The sequence below is a fragment of the Runella salmonicolor genome (genome assembly GCF_024158025.1).
GTDB classification, from domain to species: Bacteria; Bacteroidota; Bacteroidia; order Cytophagales; family Spirosomataceae; genus Runella; species Runella salmonicolor.
This window is the reverse complement of sequence record NZ_JAMZEL010000010.1, coordinates 114,800-136,558: the sequence shown is the minus strand read 5'-3', so window position 1 is coordinate 136,558 and position 21,759 is coordinate 114,800. Positions and strand designations below refer to the sequence as shown.

Sequence of the window (21,759 nt, the reverse complement as noted above, 5' to 3'; positions counted from 1 at the left end):
GTACCAGCCCAAATACCTGCGTGAGGACAACAGGAACTTCAAGAGCCTTACCACACGTACTGACAACGACGGCTGGATAGAATTCAGGAAAGAATCCAAGCTAAATCCCACTACCTTCTTCAAAGACTACGGCAACAGCATAGGGCTTGGCAGTGAGTATGATTTTAAACTCCTCAAAGATGAGACTGACAAAAAACAGTTGCGTCAGCGTCACTATCAGCTTTACTACAAAAACATTCCTGTAGAAGGGGTTATTTTCTCGCTCCATTCGGAGGCCGATGTGTTGACCATTGCGCATGGTAAAATCCCTGAAGGCTTAAATCAGGATATTTCCAAACCCATGCCCGAACCCAAAGCCTTGGAGATTGCTTTGGGTAATATGAAAGTCACTTTGGAAGAACTTGAAAAGATGGGCCGAAAGAAACCCGAAGGGACTTTACTATTAGCACGACTTTCTGACGATGTAGCAAGTGCTAATTTTAGGTTGTGTTATGTTTTTGCTATTTATGGAAACGAAACCCTCAATGCTTTCAAGGTATATGTGGATGCCTCCACGGGCGAAATTGTCAAGAAAATCTCCCTGATTCATAACTGTTTTAAGCATACTGACAAAAATCCAGTGATGCCAATCGGGAATGATGTTGTTACTGTTCCTGCATCCATCAATGCTCCATTGGTTACTTCTACTTTTATTCCTAACTATCCTCGATTCGCAAATGGACAGTTGGATTTGACGTTTGACACAAGTCCCCAACCTGCCAGCACCAACAATGAACATTGGCTCCGTTCTTTTGACAATGCGCTCATTACCCAAAGACTACACCCTAACAACCAAATAGGAGATGTAATTAATATTGGAAACGACTGGCGGGGTAACATAGACAACCGCAATGCGCAAACTGCGCACTGGTTGGCACAGCGTATGTTTCAGTTTATGAGTCAATCTCCCACACCGGATGCTCCGATAGGTAGAGACGGAGTTAATGGAATGGGTTCTTACCCAAGGCAACTAACCGATTGGCCGGCAAATGGTGCTGGCTGGAGTTCAAATACCAATCAGATTACCTACGGTCTTTCAAATGGTAACAGTACGGTAACGATAGATGTGGTTGGGCATGAGTACATGCATGCAGTCACGTTCAATGCTGTTCCGAATGGTTTGGAATACCAAGGAGAGTCGGGGGCTCTTAACGAGTCCATTTCCGATATTTTTGGCACTGCCTTGGAGCGGCATATTATGATTAATCCACAATCTGCCAATAATCCCAATGGCTGGAATTGGGACTTGGGAGAAGATGTAGGGTTGGCTTTAAGAAATATGGCTAATCCTTTAGCCTCCCTTGATGTAGTTCAACCGGACCGGTACTATGGCCCCAACTGGGCTAATACCTGCGGTTCATGTGATGATTTTGGGGGCGTACATATCAATAGCGGTGTAATGAATCGCTGGTTTAATATGCTTTGCACGGGCTTTAATAACCCCAACATTACTACCCGCGTCAATGCCATTGACTTTAACCGGGCGCTGGCAATTGTTTATAAAGCATTAACTACCTACATACAGCAATATTCCAGTTACCCAGATATGCGTAATGCAACTATCTACGCAGCAAGGGACTTATATGGGGACTGTTCAATGGAAATGCGTCAAGTACAAAATGCATGGTTTTTAACCGATAACAATCCATGGACTTTTTGTCCTGTTGATTGTAATTACACTATCAATACCAGTGTAAGCAATTCCAACCCATCCTGCAACACACCCATTACTCTTTCAGCTACATGCACGGGATCAGGATGTTATGATATAAACTATTCATGGTCAAATAGTAGTGGCACAATAGGTAGCGGTCAATCAATTACAATTAATGCACCCGCCACAGCGGGCATTCATACGTATACGGTATATCCTACAAAGTCAGGATGTAATTTTAGTTATAATGATGTATCTGTTAACGTAAATTGCGGCGGCAACAGCTCCACCTGCCCCAACACGGGCAGCATCAGCTACCAGCGCTGGAACAACATCGGCGGCGGTACTTCCATCCAAGACCTGCGCAACAACACCAACAATCTCAACAATACCCCTTCTCATACCCAAACCCTCAGCCTCTTTGAAGCCCCCACCGATATTGCCGACAACTACGGTGTACGCATCAGAGGCTACGTGTGCCCGCCCACCACGGGCAACTACACCTTCTGGATCGCGGGCGATGATAACTCCGAACTTTGGATCAGCCCTAACGACCAACCCTCCAACCTGAGCCGCATTGCGTATCACAGTGCTTGGACCCCTTCGCGCGAGTGGGGCTGGCACGGCACCCAACAATCGGCGCCCATTACCCTACAAGCAGGCCAACGCTACTACGTGGAAGCCCTCATGAAAGAAGGTGGTGGCGGCGATAACCTTGCCGTGGGTTGGCAACTGCCCAGCGGAGCGCTGGAGCGTCCCATCCCGAGCAATCGCCTGATTCCATTTGATGGTGGTGGTGGCACTCCGCCTTCGGGCTGCGGCAGCGGGACGGGGCTGTCGGCCACCTATTTTTCGGGTACAGCTTTACAGGGCAGTCCCATCGCCACCTATACCCAGGGACCCATTGATTATGCAGGAACGCAGGGCCAAACCATCAGCGGCACCTCCGTGGCGGGCAACAATATTTCCGCTCGTTGGGAAGGGCAGGTAGAAGCCCCCGCCAGTGGTATGTTCAACTTCAACATGCGCACCGACGACGGCGTCAGGGTGTGGTTCAACAACGTGCAGGTGGTCGATGATTTCGGAGATTACCCGCCCAAGGATCATAATTTTAACGTGAATCTGACGGCAGGCCAGAAGTACAACATCAAAATAGAATGGAAGCAGGGCGGTGGCGGTTATGAAGCCAAACTGTTTTGGAGTTATCCCAATCAGGGCAATCAAATCGTTCCTGCCTGTCGATTGTATTCGGCTTCGGGTGGAGGCAGCAGTTGTAATTTCAGCGTATCGGCCAGTAGCAACAACGGCAATCCAGGTTGCGGGGCGGGCATCACCCTGACGGCAGGCTGTACGGGCAGCGACTGCGGCAGTGTGAGCTACGCTTGGAGCGGCAATGGCTTGAACGGCAGTGGCGCATCGGTCAATACGAACGTGCCTTCATCCAACGGCACCTATACCTACACCGTCACGGCCTCCAAAGCGGGCTGCGGCAACCAAACCGCCAATGCTAACGTGACGGTCAGCGGATGCAGCGGCGGCACGCTCAATCAGTGTCTGGAAGCGGAAAGTGCTTCGGGCAACGGCCCTATTACCAGTGACCCCAACGCCTCCAACGGGCAGACCCGAGGGGCGGAAAACAACAACAATCATTACGTCGATTACGTCGTGACCAACGTACCTTCGGCAGGGACTTACTCGGCCAAACTGCGGTATTACGGCGGCGGCAACGTCACCCTGACCGTCAACGGCGGCAATGCCCAATCCGTCAGCCTTCCCTATTCAGGTTCATGGAACATCGTTTGGACCGAATATACCTTCACCGTCAGCCTGAACGCGGGCTCCAATACCATCCGGGTGCAGGGAACGGGCGGTAACTCCACCCGGCAGGATCGGATGTGCCTCACGGGCGGCGGCAGCGGGGGCAGCAGTTGTAATTTCAGCGTTACGGCCAGCAGCAACAACGGCAATCCGGGCTGTGGAGCGGGCATCACCCTGACGGCTGGCTGCACGGGCAGCGACTGCGGCAGTGTGAGCTACGCCTGGAGCGGCAACGGCCTGAACGGCAGTGGCGCATCAGTCAATACCAACGTGCCTTCATCCAACGGTACCTATACCTACACCGTCACGGCCTCCAAAGCGGGCTGCGGCAACCAAACCGCCAATGCTAATGTGACGGTCAGCGGATGCAGCGGGGGCAGTGCCAATTGCAGTGCCGAATCCATCCAATGTTCTGGTAATCAGTACGAAATCCGTAACTACACCGTCAGTGCTTCGGGGGCAGGCACCTACACCATCAAAGCGCATTATCGTTCGCACGAAGGGCCGGGCGTGATTCGCTGGTCGGTCAACGGGGGCAGTGTCCAGACGGTCAATGTCAACCAAACGGGCATTAATGACTATTTGGAGATTAGCTTAGGAACTGCTTCGCTGAATTCGGGCAATAATGTGATCAATCTGAGCAGCGGCTCGGCGTATATATGCATCAAAAAAGCCTGTATCCAGAGCGGCGCGCGGGTGGGAGCGGCCAATGAAGTGAACAGTGAGCCGATGTTGATTGAAGCTGAAAACACGGTTCAACTCTACCCGAACCCTACCAACGGGAAGATAACGCTGCGGTATTATTTGGAGAAAGGCCAAAAAGCGAGGCTGCAATTTAGCAATCTCACGGGCGGTGTCATTACGCAAAAGACCCTAGTAGGAGAAGGTGGCTGGCAGCAGGACCAAACAGATTTGTCGCATCAGCCCAATGGAGCGTATCTGTTGAGGTTTGAGGCAGATAAACGAAGCATCACCCGCAAGTTTATGATTGTGAAGTAAAATATTAGGTAGTTTTCATTGCAGCGGCAGTAGCGTCCTTGTTGGCGATACTGCCGCTTTTTGCTAATTTTGAAGAGGGGCGGCGAAAAAACAACGATGAAGTTATGTATTTCTACCAAAAAAAGGAGCGATGTCCCGAAAGACACCGCTCCTTTTATGAAAATTTATTCTTACGAATGCTTATTTGCCTGAATCAAACAATTGGAAGAATTGATCCAATTTTGGCAAAATAACGATTTCGGTACGACGGTTGCGGCTACGGTTTTGGCTGCTGTCGTTTGCTACTTTAGGCACAAACTCGCCACGACCGCCAGCGGTCATGCGCTCAGGAGCTACACCGTATTTTTTCTGGAGGGCGCGTACTACCGAGGTAGCGCGTTTTGCGCTCAAATCCCAGTTGTCTTCCAATACAGAAGCGCTGCTATACGGTACGCTATCGGTGTGGCCTTCTACCAAGATGTCAAAATCTTTGCGGTCGTTTACGACTTTAGCAATTTTGCTCAACACGTTTTCAGCTTGGGTGGTGATGTCGTAGCTGCCGTATTTGAACAACATTTTGTCGGAAAGAGAGATATAAACCACTCCCTTTTTCACTTCGATGTTTACGTCTTCGTCGCTTACATTGTCCAACGAACGCTTGAGGTTCATCACAAGGGCCAAGTTGAGCGAGTCTTTACGGCGCAGATTTGAGTTCAAATCTTGGATGTAAGAGCTCTGACGGTTGAGGGCATCCAATGATTTTTTGATGCTTTCGGCGCCATCTTTGCTAACGATAGAGAGGTCAGAAAGACGATCCAATAAGTTGGTGTTTGTACGCTTCAAGTAAGCCAACTCATCTTCCATCGCTTTCAATTTGGCCCGCTCGTTGGTGATGTCACCATCTTTCATCTTGATTTGGTTGCTCAAATCGCTGATGTCATTTTTAAGTTTTGCACTAAGTGCGTCACAATCAGCTTTATTCTTGTCAAGAAGAGCCTGAAGTTCAGCTTTATCTTTGGTCAGTTGAGCTAATTGTTTTTTGTTACAAGATGCAAATAATAATACCGACAGGGAAAATAAAATAATCTTTCTCATTGATTATGAGGTTTGAGGTGAATGGTTAAATTTAAGGTTAGAAATTAACAACGGTGTTGTCTTTAATTAAATACATAAACACTTTTTTTGTTTTTTTTACTTGACATAAAAGAACACTTTTTAGGAAAAGTTCAAAAAAACGTCACAAAGATAGGCAAGGGAAATGATATATCAGAAGGATATATAAATATACTTTGCGCTACAATCATGGGTACTATTATGATGAATTACTCTAAATCGGCACTAAGTACTATCCCCGAAGCTAAAAAAAGTCCCTTTTGGGGAAATACATCGGCATTTGTGCGCAACCCTTTAGGCTTTCTTGAAAAAATGCAAAAAGATTTTAGAGGGGCAGGTTTAGTGAGACTAAATTTAGTGAACCGTGATTTTGTCTTAGTGCTCAACCCAGAAGATACCAAGCACGTATTGCAAGAAAACAACCGCAATTACCACAAAAGCGAAGCGTATAAAGTATTGGCCATATTTTTGGGCAATGGTCTGTTGACCAGCGAAGGGGATTTTTGGCGACGCCAACGTAAACTGACCCAGCCTGCTTTCTACAAACAGCGTCTGGCGTTGATGGTGGCAATGATGAACGATGAAGTAACGAACTTGGTGCAGCGTTGGGAACAACACGAGAAGACAGAACCCCTGAATATGTCGGAAGAAATGCTCAATCTGACCCTGAAAATTGTGACCCAAGCGCTGTTTAGTACCGATGTGAAACACCGCTTGGGCGGTATTTCGGAATCGCTCAACGAGATTATGCACTTTGCCGACAACACCCTCAAGAGTTTTATTCGCCTTCCTCTGTACGTCCCCACACCGCGAAACTTGCGCTTTAAGCAGGCGGTAAAAAAAGTAGAATCGGTTATTTACAGCATTATCGAAGGCCGCCGCGAAGAACTAAAACACAACCCCGAGGTTCGGTACGACGATTTGCTGGATATGTTGATTCATACGCAAGACGAGGAAACGGGGGAGACCATGACCGACCGGCAGTTGAGGGATGAAGTAACGACGATTTTTATGGCAGGCCACGAAACCACCGCCAATGCCCTGTCTTGGGCGTTTTATTTGCTGACAAAAAACGAGGACGTTCTCCATAAGCTTCGGGAAGAAGTAAAAACAGTATTGGGTGAAGCAGGAATGCCGACGTTTGAAACTGTGCGCGAACTGAAATATACCCTTCAAGTGGTGCAGGAAGTGATGCGCCTGTATCCGCCCGCGTGGGTAATGGGGCGAAGGGCATTGGGGGCAGACCAATTGAGCGGCCATGCCATTGCACCCAATACCTACCTGCTGCTGCCGATTTATTTGCTTCACCGCGACCCGTTGCATTGGCAAAAGCCCCACGAATTTTACCCCGACCATTTTTTGCCCGAAAATACCAAGAATCGCCCCACCTATGCCTACATTCCCTTTGGAGGCGGCCCCAGAATGTGCGTCGGCAATAATTTTGCCTTGATGGAAATGCAGATTGTGTTAGCCTTGTTGGTGCGCAAGTTTGATTTTTCGCTCGTTGAGAGAAAGGATGCCGTGCCTGACCCGTTGGTTACCTTACGACCTAAAAAAGCCTTAAAAATGCATATAAAGGCACTTAATGACTTGAAAGTTAGTAAGAAAACCTTGAAATAATGGGCGAATAATGAAGCTTGGAGGAGCCTGCCAGCGTGCGCAAACGAATTTCGCGCAGAGGAGGAAAGGTTTATGAGTCGATTTTACAAAAAATTCCTATTTTTACGGCCGTTTTCAACCCAAATTTGAATTTTACATCATATACAATGAGACAAATACTTTTCCGTGAAGCCTTGCGTGAGGCCCTTTCTGAAGAAATGCGCCGCGACCCGAGCGTGTTTTTGATGGGTGAAGAAGTCGCCGAATATAACGGAGCCTACAAAGTAAGTCAAGGAATGCTTGATGAATTCGGACCTGAGCGGGTCATTGATACGCCCATTGCCGAATTGGGTTTTGCTGGGATTGGCGTGGGAGCTGGAATGAACGGCTTACGTCCCGTCGTGGAATTTATGACGTTCAACTTCTCGTTGGTTGCCATCGACCAAGTGATTAACTCCGCCGCTAAAATTCTTTCGATGTCGGCGGGTCAATACAGCTGTCCGATCGTGTTTCGCGGGCCTACTGGCAACGCGGGTCAGTTGGGAGCGCAACACTCTCAAAATTTTGAAAACTGGTACGCCAATACGCCTGGATTGAAAGTGGTCGTTCCAGCCAATCCTTACGATGCAAAAGGACTGCTGAAAGCGTCTATCCGCGACAATGACCCCGTTATTTTTATGGAGTCAGAGTTGATGTACGGAGATAAGGGAGAAGTGCCCGAAGAAGAGTACATTATCCCGTTGGGCAAAGCGGAAGTGAAAAAAGAAGGTACGGACGTGACCATTGTATCGTTTGGGAAGATGATTCCGCGCGTGGTAAACCCTGCCATTGAAGAATTGGCAAAAATGGGCATCAACGCCGAACTCGTTGACCTTCGCACGGTGCGCCCGATTGATTATGATACGGTTATTAATTCGGTAAAAAAGACAAATCGTTGCGTGGTGGTTGAAGAAGCTTGGCCGTTGTCATCTATTGCTACTGAATTAACCTACATGATTCAACGCAAAGCATTTGATTATTTGGATGCCCCCGTGATTCGGGTCAACAACATGGACGTATCATTGCCATACGCACCTACGCTGGTAGAAGCAACCTTGCCAAGCGTTAAGCGTACCATCGACGCCGTGAAGGCGGTTATGTACCGTAGTTAAGACTAAAAAACTGTTAAATGTCAGGAGTGAAAGGGGACAATCTCATTCATCCGACGTTCAATTTTTTATTTTTTTAAGGCTCCTTTCGAGGAGCTTTTTTTGTTTGGCATGATTTTTTTAATAAAATTCCTATCATAAAACTGCTATTTTTGGAGTTATTCAACCGACTAATCAATTTTTCATACAATGAAACGATTCATAAAAACTTTTCTGATTGTAATGTTGGCCCAAGCGGGGCTCAACGCCCAAACGGGTGCCGTTCCCGTCGATACAATCTTTAATAATTTCTACCGTGCTACGGGCGGAAAAGGGCTTTGGGATGCCGTACAAACGTACACCATCAAACAGGCCTATCGGGCAGGAACGGCCAATGATTATGACTTAGTGATACAGGGGGCGTTGCCTCAGCAGGCGTTGTCTAAAATCCGTACCATCATGAAACGTGATTTTGTTTACGGAATCAAAGGAACGGATGGATGGGTGAAAATCCCCATCGGCAGCCGCGACAAAGTCACTCAGTTTCAAACGAGCGATTTGAGCGAAAAAGAACGCGAAAATATGCGCCGCGAGCTAGGCGATTTGTTGGCACCTTTCAGCAATTATACCCAAAAAGGCTACATCGCTACGGTTGTAGGCACGGAGCAAATAAACGGGAAACCCGCCTACCAAGTAGAAATGGAAGGAAAAGGAGTGAAATATAACTTGTATTTTGACGTAGCCACGAGCCTACTGGTTCGGGAAAAACTGACGCTGCCCACCCGCGAGGTTCAAACCCGCGACCATACCCAGTATGCCAAGTCTACCTACGGTATTTCGTACCCTTCGGAGTCTACCTATGTGAGTAGTATTGATAAAAAGCCCGTAAAAGTCACAACCATCATGGAGTTCAATCCAACAATTTCAGACAATACATTTGCAAGATAAAAGAGAGAAAGAACAGTTTCAATGATTAAACACCGTACCACCCGCGTGGTAGCATCGCCATACCGGTTTGAGAAAAGTAGGCAAAATAGTTCTTCTGGTCTTCATTGGGTTGTTATTGGTTTTGGGAACGGCTATCGTTTGGTTACAAACGGGGTCGGGACAAGACTGGCTTACGCGTCGTGTGGTATCGTATCTGCGCCAAAAACTTCAGACCCGCGTTGAAATCGCGCAGGTACGTTTTCAATTGCCTGACTGGATAGAGTTACAAAATATTTATCTGGAAGATAAACAGAGGGATACCCTGCTGATGGGCAAAAGGGTATTTGTGGACTTGGACGTGTGGGGATTGATGCAAAACAAAGTGGGCATAAATAACATTGAACTAGAAAATGTTTACCTCAACGTTCGTCGTACTTTACCCGATACTACTTTCAATTTCGCCTTCGTTACGCAGGCATTTAGTAGTCCAGATACCCAGCCCGATACCGCGTCAACACCGCTGGATATGCGTTTGGATGCCATCAAACTCAAAAATGTAAGAGTATTGTACCGCGATGCCATCATCGGAACCGACGCCGCTCTTTGGATTGAAGAATCAAACGTAAATTTCTCGGCTTTTAACCCCTCTTACAACCGGTATCATTTGACCAACACGGTCTTGAACGCGGGCAAAGCTACGGTGAGAATGTACGCCCCGCTTCGGCCTACAAAACCTAGTACAGATAGTTTGGCAACAGTCAATTTCGCCGATTCTTTGGATTTAAAATTGGGAAAAATTCAGGTTAAGAATTACGAAATTACCTACAACGACGAGACCCAGAAGCTGAAAGCAAGCGGTAAAATTGGGCAATTGGATTTGGAAAGTGACTACATTCATTTGGATAAACTGGCGCTCTCGCTCAAAAAAGTAGGGGTACAAAATACAAACCTAGCCTACCGAACCGAGAGCCTGAATGTAGACATAAGCCAATTTAATACGCAGCTAGAAAACTTTGTCTTTACCCCCGAACGTACCGCTGGGAAGTTGAAATCAGCAAGTATGGTGGAGAAAAGAGGCTTTGTGTTGCGTCAGGTACAAACCGATTTTGTCTACTCCAACACTCAAACATCCCTTGAAAATCTGTTTATCCAAACCAACGAAACCATCCTTCGGAATCGTGCCGTTTTAAGTTATCGTTCGTTGGATGAATTGACCAATAATATTGGCAATGTAGGCGTAGATGTCAACCTGAAAAACAGCCAAATCAGTTTTAAAGATGTGTTGACTTGGATGCCCACCCTTCGAAAAACACCACCTTTTGACCGCAATCCAACGGCCATTGTCAAGGTAAATGGAATAGTGACGGGCAAGGTCAATAAATTAACCCTGAAGGCCGTCGACGTACAGACCCTGCAAGGAACTCACCTGCGCATGGAGGGGAAAATTGCGGGATTGCCCGACCCGCAAAAAATGGCCTTGGATTTGAAAATCGGCGAATTGTCTACTACCCGGGCCGATATTGAACGTATTGCGCCCAAGGATGTCCTGCCTGCTTCTATCGAAATTCCTACGAAACTGCTGCTGACGGGTACCGTGAAAGGCAGCCTGAATGACCTCAATCTGAACACCCGTTTGGCCTCCGACATGGGCGACGCGACGTTTGAAGGGAATCTGAAGAATTTTGTCAGAGGTAGAAATGAAGCCTATCAAGGAACGCTGGTTTTAAAAGATTTTAACGCAGGGAAACTGCTCAAACAACCCCCAGAGCAACTCGGGAAACTTTCGTTGACGGCAACCGTCAACGGGCAGGGGATTGACCCAAAAACCTTGCAGGCGGAGCTGAAAGGCACGGTTTTGAGCGCGGATGTTAAAGGATATACCTACCAAAATCTGAATCTTGAAGGTACGTATCGTCAGCAGTTAGCCGATTTTGTCGCCGCCATTGCCGACCCTAACGCTACCTTACGTCTCAATGTACAAGCTGATTTGCGGTCCGAATATCCAGTGATATCGGCGGAAGCGGACATTGACGAATTACGACTCAAGCCCCTCAATCTGTACAGTGAAAACCTCGGGATTCGTGGGAAAATAAACGCTGTTTTTCCTTCCACAAACCCCGCCGACCCGCGCGGTACGCTGCTGATTCAGGACGGAGTGTTGATTCAGGATGGGAAAGAGATTCCTTTGCAAACCCTGTCGTTGAACCTCGAAAATGAAAATGGCGAACGATTGGCGGTCATTGATGCCCCTTTCCTCAAAGCTCGCGCTACGGGGGTGTTTCGTTACGAGCAACTTGCCGATATTTTGTTGACCGAAATCAATCGGTACTTTGCCCTGCCCGAGATTCAATACAAGCCCATCACCGAGCCATATCGGTTTTCTTTAGAGGGTAAAATGGCCAACCATGCCGCCCTGAAGGCATTTGTGCCTGAATTGACGCGGATGGACACGGTGCGGTTTTCTATGCAATTAAACAGTCAACAGGATACTACCTTGCGGCTGAAACTACAAGCACCGCTGGTAGAATACGACAGTATGTTGGTAGAAAGGGTAACCATTAACGTAGACGGAGCCAACAATAAAGCCAATTATGCCGCTTATGTGGATAAAGTAACGTCGGGAACGACCAACATTCGACGCACGTACCTAAATGGCGAAATCGCCAACAATATCGTAGGATTTAACTTGGTGCTCAAAGATTCGTTGGATAAAGACCGCCACGGAATGGAGGGAGTACTGGCTTCGATTGAAAATAATTATCGCCTGCAATTACGGCGGCGGGGGCTGTTGCTTGATTATAAAAATTGGACCGCCGATTCCACGGGCTACGTTCAGTTTGGAAAAGATGGGCTACTAGCCCGCAAATTTACCATTACCCAGAATCGGCAGCGACTTTTTGTGAATAGCCTGACCGATACACCCAATGGCCCACTGAGAATCGAAATGGATAGCCTTAATTTACGCCCGTTGGTGGGTATTATGGCCGATTCTACGCTCATGGGGGGGGTACTAGCAGGTAACGTTATTTTGCAGAATTATACGCAAGAAAACCCTGCGTTTACGGGTGATTTTTCCATTCGTGATTTGACGGTGATGGATATTCTCATCGGTAATCTGAATGCCAAAGCCGCCAATCAGTCGGCTGATAATATTGTGGCCGAAGCCACCCTCAAAAGTGCCCAAAACGATGTGCAGTTGAGCGGAAATTACTTACTCAAAAGTAAAACACCGCTGAATTTAACACTGGACATTCGTCGGATGGGAATGCAGACCGTAGAAGCCTTTAGCCTTGGGGAGTTGCGGCGTACGCGTGGTTCGCTGGCGGGCAAAGCGACCATCAAAGGGGCAATTGACAAACCTCAGATTGATGGCAGTGTCGCGTTTGACAGTGTGTCGTTTAACGTCACTCAGCTGGGGGCCACGTACCGTATCAACAACAGCCGTTTACAGTTTAAAGGGTCAGATATCTTACTGCAAAAATTTGTGGTAAGCGATACCGCCAACCGCCCGTTGCAGATTGACGGTAAAATCAACATTGCTAAAATTCCTGATGTTTCCTACGACCTAAATATCGTCGGAAAAGATTTTACGGTGCTCAATGCCACTCGGAAAGAAAATGAGTTTTTCTACGGAAAAGGAATTGTGGACGCCAACCTGCACGTGGCGGGGGTGGGTTCAAAACCAGCCATTGACGGCTCCGTAAAACTCAAAGAAGGAAGTGATATTACGGTTATTTTGCCCGACGATAATTTTGGAGAAAATGCTACGGAGGGCATTGTTGAATTTATAAATCCCAACAAACCCGTTGTGGTGGATTCGAGCGCAATCGAATCCACCTCCGTTGATTTTGCCTCTGAAATCTCGCTCAACCTCGAAGCGGACGACCGCTCGCAACTCACCATTGTGGTAGATGAACTCAACGGCGATAACCTAAAAGTAAGGGGCAATGCCCAACTTAACGCGGGAATATCGCCAAGTGGTCAGGTCTTTATTTTGGGCTTGTACGAAATAACCCAAGGCTCCTATGACCTCACGTTTGAGATTCTGAAACGCGGTTTTACCATTCAAAAAGGGAGTCGTTTGATTTGGACTGGCGACCCGATGAAAGCCGACGTAGACATCACGGCGGTGTATCCCGTTACGGCTGAATTGACGCCGATTGTTCCGAATGATGCAGATTATAAAAACAAAAAACTTCCGCTTCAGGTATTGCTCAAAATGCAGGGAAGTTTGGAAAAACCCCAAATTACTTTTGATATTCGGCCCGATAAAACGAGAATGTCGGCAGATGAAGTTTCGAGAATAGAAAACGATGGGGTGTTTGGTGAACTTCAGCAAAACCAAGCGGCCATGAACAAACAAGTCTTTTCGTTGTTGGTGCTGAATAAATTTTCGGGTGAGCAGTCATCCGATTTCTTTTCGAGTGTGAATCCTGAGCTGATTGCCCGCGAAAGTGTGAGTAAACTGCTAACCGACCAACTCAATATGTTGGCTTCTGATTTGATTAAAGGCGTAAAATTGGATTTCAATCTCAATTCTACCTCCGTTTCGACCACCACGGGTACTGCCGCCCAAACTGACCTGAATGTAGGGTTGAGCAAAGCCTTTATGGATGACCGCCTCACGGTCAATGTAGGCCGTAATTTTGAAATCGAAGGCGGCGCACGAGCGGCTCGTTCCACCGAAATCATTGACAATGTAAACGTAAATTATAACCTGACCCGGGATGGACGCTATGCTTTTCGGGCCTACCGAAAAAACCAGTATCAGGCGGTATTGGAAGGGTTTATTGTAGAAACGGGCGTGAGTTTTGCGGTAGTGTTAGATTACGACAAATTGAAAGAAATGTTTAAAAAATGACATTTAGATTTAGCTGTATACTTCTCGTACTCCTGTCCAGTTTTTTTATGGGCTGTTCGGTCTCGCGCTATCTGCCGCCCAACGAGAGCCTGTATGTGGGAGCGGAGGTAAAGATGGCGCCCGACTCCAACGTGTCGGCCAAGACGGCTAAAACGGTCAAAGCCGAGCTTGAACCCATCCTGCGGCCCCAACCCAACAGCATATTGTTGGGGTTCCCTTACAAAGTTTGGTTGTATTATTTTCTGGGAGAGCCCAAAAAAGAAAAGAGTTTCCGGGGGTGGTTTCGGAAACGTTTTGGCGAATCACCCGTTTTTGCGAGCAAGCGGGCGGTTACGACCAACAGCGCGGTGATTACGAATTATTTGAACAACGAAGGCTATTTTCGTTCGACGGCTTCGGGAGAAATGACCGAAACCAAACGCCGAGCCAAGGCCGTTTATACGGTGGGGTTAAGAAAACGGTATACCATTAAAACGGTTGAATTTATCACCAAAGACAGCTCCGTTTTTTCTAAGAATCTGCAACTGACCCAAAAAAATACCCTCTTGAAAGAAGGCGCTCCTTATCGTTTGGCGGTTATCGAAGAAGAGCGCAATCGCATTGAGCGTGAGCTTAAAAAACACGGATTTTACTATTTTCGCCCCGATTATCTGATTGTAAAGGCCGATACAAACCTTAACAATCACCAGACGCGTTTGTATGTTGAGCTAAAGCCTAATACGACGCAGTTAGCACTGAAAAGGTATTTTGTTCAAAATATTTACGTCATTTCAGACAATGGACGCTTGAGGACCGATACGCTGGCCGAGGTGACCGGACGACGTGGCAACATTAGGATTATTGACCCCGCTCACGCCTACCGCCCACGCATTTTTTATGATGCCATTGGGTTTCGGAAGGGAACGCTCTACAGCAGCGAACTGCACGATGTGTCGCTCTCGCGGCTGATTAACCTCAAAAATTTTAAGTTTGTCAAAAACCAATTTGAATTGCTGCCGCGTTCAGATTCGGCCTTGTTGGACGTGTATTATTACCTCACTCCCCTGAAAAAGAAAACCCTCCGCGCCGAACTCAGCGGGGTGACTAAATCCAATAACTTGGCAGGGGCGCAGGTGGGGTTGACTTGGCTCAATCGGAATCTTTTTCGGGCGGCGGAGCAGCTCCGTATTACGGCCAATGCGGGTTTAGATTTGCAGATAGGAGGCAGAAGTGACACCGCTTCCAAAGTAAGAAATTTCTACCGCACGAGTGTTGAGGCGGAGCTATCGTTTCCACGATTTGTATTGCCGTTTTATAAAGTACGGCCCGATAAAAACCAAACATTACCCAAAACCACCTTGACAACTGGTTTTGAACAGCTAACCCAGCAGGGGCTTTATCGTCAAACTTCCATTAAATTAAACTGGGGGTATAGTTGGCGAAAAAATACCCAGATCGAGCACACGTTTTTGCCGATTGCCCTGAACGTGGTGAAACCAAAGATTATTGACGGAGAGGCGTTTTTAAATCTTATTATTGACCCCACTGCTAAACCCCAGGATTTGTTGCGTTATTTTAAAATTCTGGAAAATCGGCTCATTTTAGGGGCACAATACAATATTGCCTACACGCCTACCCCAAAGCCGTTGAGCAAAAATACGTTTGTCGTAACGGGCGGGGTTGATTTGGCGGGGAACGTGGCGGGATTGATTGCCAAACGCCGTGAGGAAGTAGGGCAGGTGTTCGGCATTCCGTACGAACAATACGCCCGTTTTGATGCGGAAGTTCGTCATTATCGCAATGTCAGTCCCAAGCTCCGCTGGGCAAATCGCCTTTTGATTGGGTTGGGTATTCCGTACGGAAACTCCTTGTCGTTGCCGCAATTTAAGCAGTATTTTGCGGGTGGAACAAACGGGATACGGGCGTTTCGGGCGCGAACGCTGGGTCCGGGAAGTTATAAATTGGACACGGCAACCACCAATATTTTCGGAAATGTGGCCTTTGGAGATATTCGTTTGGAGGCAAACAGTGAGCTGCGTTTGCGCATCAGTGAGTATTTTGAAGGCGCGATGTTTGCCGACGCAGGCAATATCTGGATGTACCGCAATTACGATGATTCGTTTTATACGCCCGAAGAAAATGCGGTGTTTACCAACCAATTTTACAAACAGGTAGCCGTGGGTGGAGGAATCGGGCTACGGATTATTACCCCTTTTGTGCTCCTACGCCTCGACTTAGCGGTGCCATTTCGAAAGCCCTGGCTGCCCGAAAACGAGCGGTGGGTGATCAATCAATTTGATTTACGAAGCAAACCTTGGCGAAAAGAAAATTTAGTTTTTAACATTGCCGTTGGTTATTCGTTCTGATACTTTCCAAACAAAAAGCGCGAATGTGAGCCACATTCGCGCTTTTTGTTTGGAAAAAAATAGGTTTATGCCGTTACGGCCAAAAGCTGCTCTAGTATAAAACGCCCATCGGCGTTGCCTAAGGCAGGGTCGGAGGCGCGCTCGGGGTGGGGCATCATTCCGAATACATTTTTACCGGCGTTGGTTACACCCGCGATATTTTCTAAGCTACCGTTGGGATTGGCGGCTTCGGTGATGAGACCGTTTTCGTCGCAATAACGGAACAGCACTTGGTCGTTGTCGTTGAGGCTTTTGAGGGTATCTTCGTCGGCAAAATAACGTCCGTCGCCGTGGGCAATCGGAATTTTATAGGCGGTGCGGTCCAAGCCGCCCGTCAAAATCGTGGATTTGCTTTGTGGGTTCAAGTAAATATTGCGGCAGATGTAGCGTTGAGAGCTATTGCGTAACAATACCCCGGGGACCAATCCTGCTTCGGCTACAATCTGAAAACCGTTGCAGATGCCCATGACGTACCCGCCGCGATTTGCGTGGGCGATGACCTCATTCATGATGGGAGAAAAACGGGCAATAGCGCCAGTGCGCAAATAATCGCCGTAGGAAAAACCTCCGGGAAGAATCACAAAATCACAGCCTTGAAGGTCGTGGTCTTTGTGCCAAAGTTTTACCACTTCTTGGCCTAAATTGACCCGTAATGTATAGACAGTATCATCGTCGCAATTGGAACCAGGAAAAACTACTACGCCGAATTTCATAGATATAGGAAGTATTGAGCGGATGTTTGATTGACTTACCGCTGCAAAGTTAGGGTTTTAGAGGCGGTATTGGTAACAAAACTTCAGCTAACTTTAAAGAAAACAAAAATTGCCCCCTAAAAATCGAATCATAAACGGGCGTAAAATCCAATAAATTTCGGCACAATCCGCCCCGTGGAGGTGTAACATTTGTACAAACATTTGCGGGTCATTGTGGATATTTTTTTGAATGCGGTAAAATATCCCAATTCGGGTCTTTGTTAACAAAATAGTATCTATGCAAATTTTGAAAAATCTTTTTCAGGTAAGCGGCGACCTCAACGGACTTACGTTTGACCAACCTGGAGCGTTATGGAATGATGGAAACGCATACGTGCTAAAAACACCGCAGGGGTTAATCCTTTTTGACTGTGGGTGTGGCGAAACCATCGAGCAACTCTTCGACAATATGCGCTATTGGGACCTGGCGCCCGAGGAAATCCAGTATTGCCTCCTGACCCACGCGCATCTGGACCACGCTGGAGGGGCGCATATCCTCAAAAAAAGAGGCGTCAAAATCATGGCCGTGGCTGAAACTGCCGAGGCCATTGCGACGGGCGACGAACGCTGTTGTGGCTATTTGTATCATAAAACCTTTCAGCCCGTTATGGTAGACCAAGTGCTGGTGGATAAACAACGACGTAATCTATTGGGGGTAGAAATAGAGGTGATGCACTTGCCTGGCCACAGCATGGGTTGCACAGCCTACCTGTTTACGTGGGAGCAAAAACGAGTCGTCATCAGTGGAGATGTGATTGGCACCTTGTTGAGTGGCGATTTTGGGTGGAGTGGCTCCATTGATTTCGACAAAAAAATCTATACGGCTTCTTTACGCCGGTTTGCCAAAATAGAGACCGATATTATGTTGCCGGGCCATGGCATGGTTTATTTTCATAAGCCCCGTCGGCGTGTGGAAGAAGTGCTGAATGCGGCCTTGATGCAATGGCGGTAAAAAATGGTCGTCGAATCCATTTTTGAGAGACTCGACAACCATTTTTTTTGACAGATTTTTCCCGTTCTCCGCTGCTTTTTGTCTATCAGTTCGCTTTGGAGAAATGAGGATTTTGCTAATTCCCCAGAACGATTTCTTTCTCTTTGTAACCGCCTCGGGTAGAAGAAAGCTTCACTTTTGCCTTGATGGGGCCTTTTTGGTTGAGTTTTACTTTGAAAATGGCTTCTTTTTGTTCGCCAACCTTGGTGTAGCCACTGTAAATCGTTTTGTCAAATAAGGCGGGTTGTGTAATTGTTACCTTGGCCTCTTCGTAGCCTTTGAGTAATGCCTTGTCAAAGTCCAGTGTAACGCGGTCTTCCTGCACTATTTTGACCAATTTGGCCTGTTCCAGCGCAACGGGCAGCTTTCCTGCATTGCTCCACGTTACTTTTATCTCGTATTCATCATTGGTTAACGCTTTCACGCTCACGTCTTTCAGGTCAATTTGGGGTAATTCTTTAGCCATCGCCAAATTGAATTTTGACTGTTTGGAAATCCAATTTTCCAGCTGCCACGCGGGGCCATTTTGCGCAAAAAATTTAGGGTGAAACCCGCCGATTTCGACTTCGCCCAATTCTGGATGCATGAGTTTTGTCCAGGGTTTGAAGCCATTCTTTTGGTTGGCTTCATCGTCCCACATGAGGCCGTCGTACTCATCGTAAGCGCCATCTTTATTGTAATCTTTCATGGCACCGCCGTTCCAAAGTTCATCACCGTACCACACCGAGCCGTAATAGAAATAGCCGAAGTCGGGACCGTGACCAAACAAAGGTTGGGGTTTGGTAGGGTCGCCGGTGGTGCGGTCGGTTTTGCTGCGGGTGGCGTAGGTGTCATACACGTCGCCAGCCCACGGATAACCCGTAAAAGCCAATCCTACGCTGTCCATGTGTTTGTAAATCGCCAAATCGGCGGGGAACATACTCTCGTCGCTTTTGGAAGTCGAGGGCGGGCGCAGGTGCATAGGCACGCGGGTATCCATCGAGTTGACGACCGAGATGTTAGGATGAGCCAACAGCCACAAAACCGTGGAGCGTGTTTCAATTTCACTCAACGGGTACTCGCCCGCACCACCCTGCGTGTAGCCGCGCCCCGTAAGGTCGCCGCCTTGGTCGGGTCGCCAGTTTTCGGGATAATTGCGGTGGTTGTCCAAGCCGCCGATGCCGTCTTCGTTGTATTTTCCGTCGCCGTCGTTGTCAATACCTTCGGTGTAGACCAGCCAATCGCCCTTGCCTTCCAAGACGCGTTTCATCAAGCGCCCCGACGGGTCGCGGGGGTCGAGAGTATAATCGGCTTTTTCTTTTTCGGATTTGGTAACGGCTTTTTTTCGGATTTGATAAATCACCCCGTCGCCATCGAGGTCTTCCTCGGGGTCTTCGTCGAGCAGGCCGTCGCGGTCATCGTCTTTGGGCCGCACGGTGCTTCGGTTGCGTTGCGCCGTAAAAAGATACATCGTAGACCCGTCGGGGTTATTTTCGGGGCGCAGATAAATGGATTTAGTGTCAATGAGTTGGGTAATAGACGCATCTTTACCGTAGTTTTCGAGCAAATGCTGCGTAAGCCAGAGAATGGCTTCGCTGCTCGTGACCTCGCCGCTATGTCGGCCGGCCTCAAAATAAGCCGCGGGTTTGTCGGTATGTTTGCCCGTTTTTTTGTTGGTAATGGTCATTTGCAGAATAGGCCGCCCTTCGTAGCTTCTAGCCACTTCGTAGAGGTCTACGATGTCGGGATATTGGGCGGCCCATTTTCGGTACCAGTGGTACATTACATCGGGTGAGTGATAAACATCAAATGCCAGTTTATTGCTGGGTTGGTATTCAACATCTTTAAAATAATGTTTCTTAAAAAAGCTAACGCCGTGCCGCTCGCCTTTGACGGTGTAAAACTTATTGGCCGTGTCTTGTTCGGGCCATTTTTGTTCACCGTAATAGGGCTTCTGGGCGGCGGCATTTGCCAAGGTAAACAGCGATAGAAGCAGTATAAAGGGTTTTTTCATAAGAAAAGGAATAGGAAAAAAGTGGAAAATACTATTTGGTTTTAAGGGGTTAATTTTCAGGCTGATATTACTAAAATTTATCTTCCGGGCGTAGTCTTGAATTGAGTAATTTTTTTGAAAAAAAAGGACATTGGTTAATGATTGTTAATCCTTGTGTTTAAGGCACCCCAATTGAAATAGAATTGGGGAAAATTTCGTTTCATTTGTAACCGAACTACGTCGCCGAAATGTACGCCAACGACGAGGGAAAGTTTCATTTAACCAAAAGAAATGTCATGAAAACAATCCATAAAATACACGCCGCTTGCCTGCTCTTTGTGCTGGCTATCGGGTTGACCATTCCGAGCAACGTTCTTGCCCAGCCCGGGGTGGGTATTTCGCGGCAGGACTTCTACAATGAACTCTCTCCTTACGGCGATTGGATGGACAACCCGTCGTATGGGCAGGTGTGGCGGCCGCGCGTATCGCAAGATTTTCAGCCTTATGCCACCGATGGCCACTGGGAAATGACCGAATACGGCAATACATGGGTTTCAGACTACGAATGGGGCTGGGCGCCTTTCCACTATGGCCGTTGGCTGTTTGATGATTACTACGGCTGGATTTGGGTTCCCGGCGATGAGTGGGGGCCGGCGTGGGTATCTTGGCGCTCGGGTGGAGGCTATTACGGCTGGGCACCTTTGGGTCCTGGGATGGGAATAGATATAAATATTAACATCAACATTCCGTATAATTATTGGGTCTTTGTGCCTGATATTTACATTCGGAGCCCGCGCGTGTACAGTTATTGCGTACCGCGCAACCGAATTGGCGTTATTTATGGCGGAACATCTTATCTCAACAATTATTATCGTTACAACAACCGAGCGTATGTATATGGCCCCCAACGCTATGATATTGAGCGCATAACGCGCAACCGTATCAATGTGTACCGGGCCGATGACCTTTATCGTCAGGGACGTGGCCGCAGTTATGCTCGTGGCAACGGCAATAATCGCCAATACGACTCGCGCCCCAATTATAACGACCGAGGACAGTGGAACAACAACGACCGTCGAAACCAATCTCCGCGCTATGACGACCGAGTATCCCGCAACGAACGTGATCGTTATGATAACAATAACCAAGGACGTGAACAGCGGCCAAACTATCCGCAACCGCGCCAAGATGACAGACCGTATACGGCTCCTGAGCGAGGCAATGCCCAACGGACTTGGTCGGACAACAACGGCGCAAATCAAAATCAACAGCCTCGGGCCAATAATCGGGAACAGGCCCCGCAGCGTTCGTACGAAAGTCGCGAAAACTTGCCCCAACGTCGAAACAATGATGCTCCCCAACCGCAGCAGCGTAGTGCGGAGCCTCGGCAACAACCACAATCGCGAGGAAATCGTGAATCTGCCCCGCCAAGGGTGCAGGAGCAGGGGCAACGGAATGCCCCGGAGCATTCAAGTGAAGGCAGCGGAAGACGTAGAAATTAAGAACTGGTTTTTAGGAAAATCGAAATAAGAGTAAACAATAAT

Annotated in this window: 11 protein-coding genes; 8 read left to right on the top strand and 3 right to left on the bottom strand. The window is 47.8% G+C overall.

Annotation, left to right across the window (positions count from 1 at the left end; translation table 11 throughout):
- Positions 1 to 199: 199 nt before the first annotated feature.
- The gene (locus NCI00_RS21235) at positions 200 to 4,510 is read left to right on the top strand and encodes a M4 family metallopeptidase (protein ID WP_253530972.1); all 4,311 of its coding nucleotides are present in this window, start codon (positions 200 to 202) and stop codon (positions 4,508 to 4,510) included.
- 180 nt (positions 4,511 to 4,690) lie between these two features.
- On the opposite strand, the gene NCI00_RS21230 is transcribed toward NCI00_RS21235, so the two are convergent.
- Positions 4,691 to 5,584, bottom strand: a complete 894-nt coding sequence (locus NCI00_RS21230) for an OmpA/MotB family protein (protein WP_114068975.1) — start codon at positions 5,582 to 5,584, stop codon at positions 4,691 to 4,693.
- Between the two features lie 219 nt (positions 5,585 to 5,803).
- On the opposite strand from NCI00_RS21230, the gene NCI00_RS21225 reads away from it, so the two are divergent.
- From NCI00_RS21225 to tamL, 5 genes are all read left to right on the top strand, one after another.
- Entirely contained in the window at positions 5,804 to 7,222 is a 1,419-nt protein-coding gene (locus tag NCI00_RS21225; RefSeq protein ID WP_253530971.1) for a cytochrome P450, read from the top strand.
- Between the two features lie 146 nt (positions 7,223 to 7,368).
- A complete protein-coding gene (locus NCI00_RS21220; protein ID WP_166560794.1) occupies positions 7,369 to 8,352 on the top strand; it encodes a pyruvate dehydrogenase complex E1 component subunit beta in 984 nt (327 codons plus the stop codon).
- Between the two features lie 186 nt (positions 8,353 to 8,538).
- Positions 8,539 to 9,276: a hypothetical protein gene (locus NCI00_RS21215; RefSeq protein ID WP_253530969.1), complete on the top strand. Its 738-nt coding sequence runs from the start codon at positions 8,539 to 8,541 to the stop codon at positions 9,274 to 9,276.
- Positions 9,277 to 9,343: 67 nt separating this feature from the next.
- Complete coding sequence (locus NCI00_RS21210; RefSeq protein WP_253530967.1) at positions 9,344 to 14,116, top strand: translocation/assembly module TamB domain-containing protein; 4,773 nt, start codon at positions 9,344 to 9,346, stop codon at positions 14,114 to 14,116.
- Positions 14,113 to 16,461 (top strand): translocation and assembly module lipoprotein TamL, encoded by a 2,349-nt coding sequence (tamL, locus tag NCI00_RS21205; RefSeq protein WP_253530964.1) that lies wholly within the window; start codon positions 14,113 to 14,115, stop codon positions 16,459 to 16,461. Before NCI00_RS21210 ends, tamL begins: the two co-directional genes overlap by 4 nt.
- Before the next feature lie 65 nt (positions 16,462 to 16,526).
- On the opposite strand, the gene purQ is transcribed toward tamL, so the two are convergent.
- Entirely contained in the window at positions 16,527 to 17,213 is a 687-nt protein-coding gene (gene purQ, locus NCI00_RS21200; RefSeq protein WP_253530962.1) for a phosphoribosylformylglycinamidine synthase subunit PurQ, read from the bottom strand.
- Between the two features lie 277 nt (positions 17,214 to 17,490).
- On the opposite strand from purQ, the gene NCI00_RS21195 reads away from it, so the two are divergent.
- Positions 17,491 to 18,204, top strand: a complete 714-nt coding sequence (locus NCI00_RS21195) for an MBL fold metallo-hydrolase (protein WP_253530959.1) — start codon at positions 17,491 to 17,493, stop codon at positions 18,202 to 18,204.
- Positions 18,205 to 18,319: 115 nt separating this feature from the next.
- Here the strand turns inward: NCI00_RS21195 and NCI00_RS21190 are convergent, their stop codons facing one another.
- Positions 18,320 to 20,236: a M14 family metallopeptidase gene (locus NCI00_RS21190; protein WP_253530958.1), complete on the bottom strand. Its 1,917-nt coding sequence runs from the start codon at positions 20,234 to 20,236 to the stop codon at positions 18,320 to 18,322.
- A 275-nt stretch (positions 20,237 to 20,511) separates the two neighbouring features.
- Here NCI00_RS21190 and NCI00_RS21185 point away from each other — a divergent pair, with 275 nt between their 5' ends.
- Positions 20,512 to 21,717 carry a DUF6600 domain-containing protein gene (locus tag NCI00_RS21185; RefSeq protein ID WP_253530957.1) on the top strand — a complete coding sequence of 402 codons (1,206 nt, stop codon included), beginning with the start codon at positions 20,512 to 20,514 and terminating at the stop codon, positions 21,715 to 21,717.
- Positions 21,718 to 21,759: the final 42 nt, after the last annotated feature.

What these genes read in the sequence shown, in the direction of transcription:
- NCI00_RS21230 (WP_114068975.1), bottom strand. Translation starts at nt 5,584, where the DNA reads ATGAGAAAGATTATTTTATTTTCCCTGTCGGTATTATTATTTGCATCT.
- NCI00_RS21225 (WP_253530971.1), top strand. Translation starts at nt 5,804, where the DNA reads ATGATGAATTACTCTAAATCGGCACTAAGTACTATCCCCGAAGCTAAA.
- NCI00_RS21220 (WP_166560794.1), top strand. Translation starts at nt 7,369, where the DNA reads ATGAGACAAATACTTTTCCGTGAAGCCTTGCGTGAGGCCCTTTCTGAA.
- NCI00_RS21215 (WP_253530969.1), top strand. Translation starts at nt 8,539, where the DNA reads ATGAAACGATTCATAAAAACTTTTCTGATTGTAATGTTGGCCCAAGCG.
- tamL (WP_253530964.1), top strand. Translation starts at nt 14,113, where the DNA reads ATGACATTTAGATTTAGCTGTATACTTCTCGTACTCCTGTCCAGTTTT.
- purQ (WP_253530962.1), bottom strand. Translation starts at nt 17,213, where the DNA reads ATGAAATTCGGCGTAGTAGTTTTTCCTGGTTCCAATTGCGACGATGAT.
- NCI00_RS21195 (WP_253530959.1), top strand. Translation starts at nt 17,491, where the DNA reads ATGCAAATTTTGAAAAATCTTTTTCAGGTAAGCGGCGACCTCAACGGA.
- NCI00_RS21190 (WP_253530958.1), bottom strand. Translation starts at nt 20,236, where the DNA reads ATGAAAAAACCCTTTATACTGCTTCTATCGCTGTTTACCTTGGCAAAT.
- NCI00_RS21185 (WP_253530957.1), top strand. Translation starts at nt 20,512, where the DNA reads ATGAAAACAATCCATAAAATACACGCCGCTTGCCTGCTCTTTGTGCTG.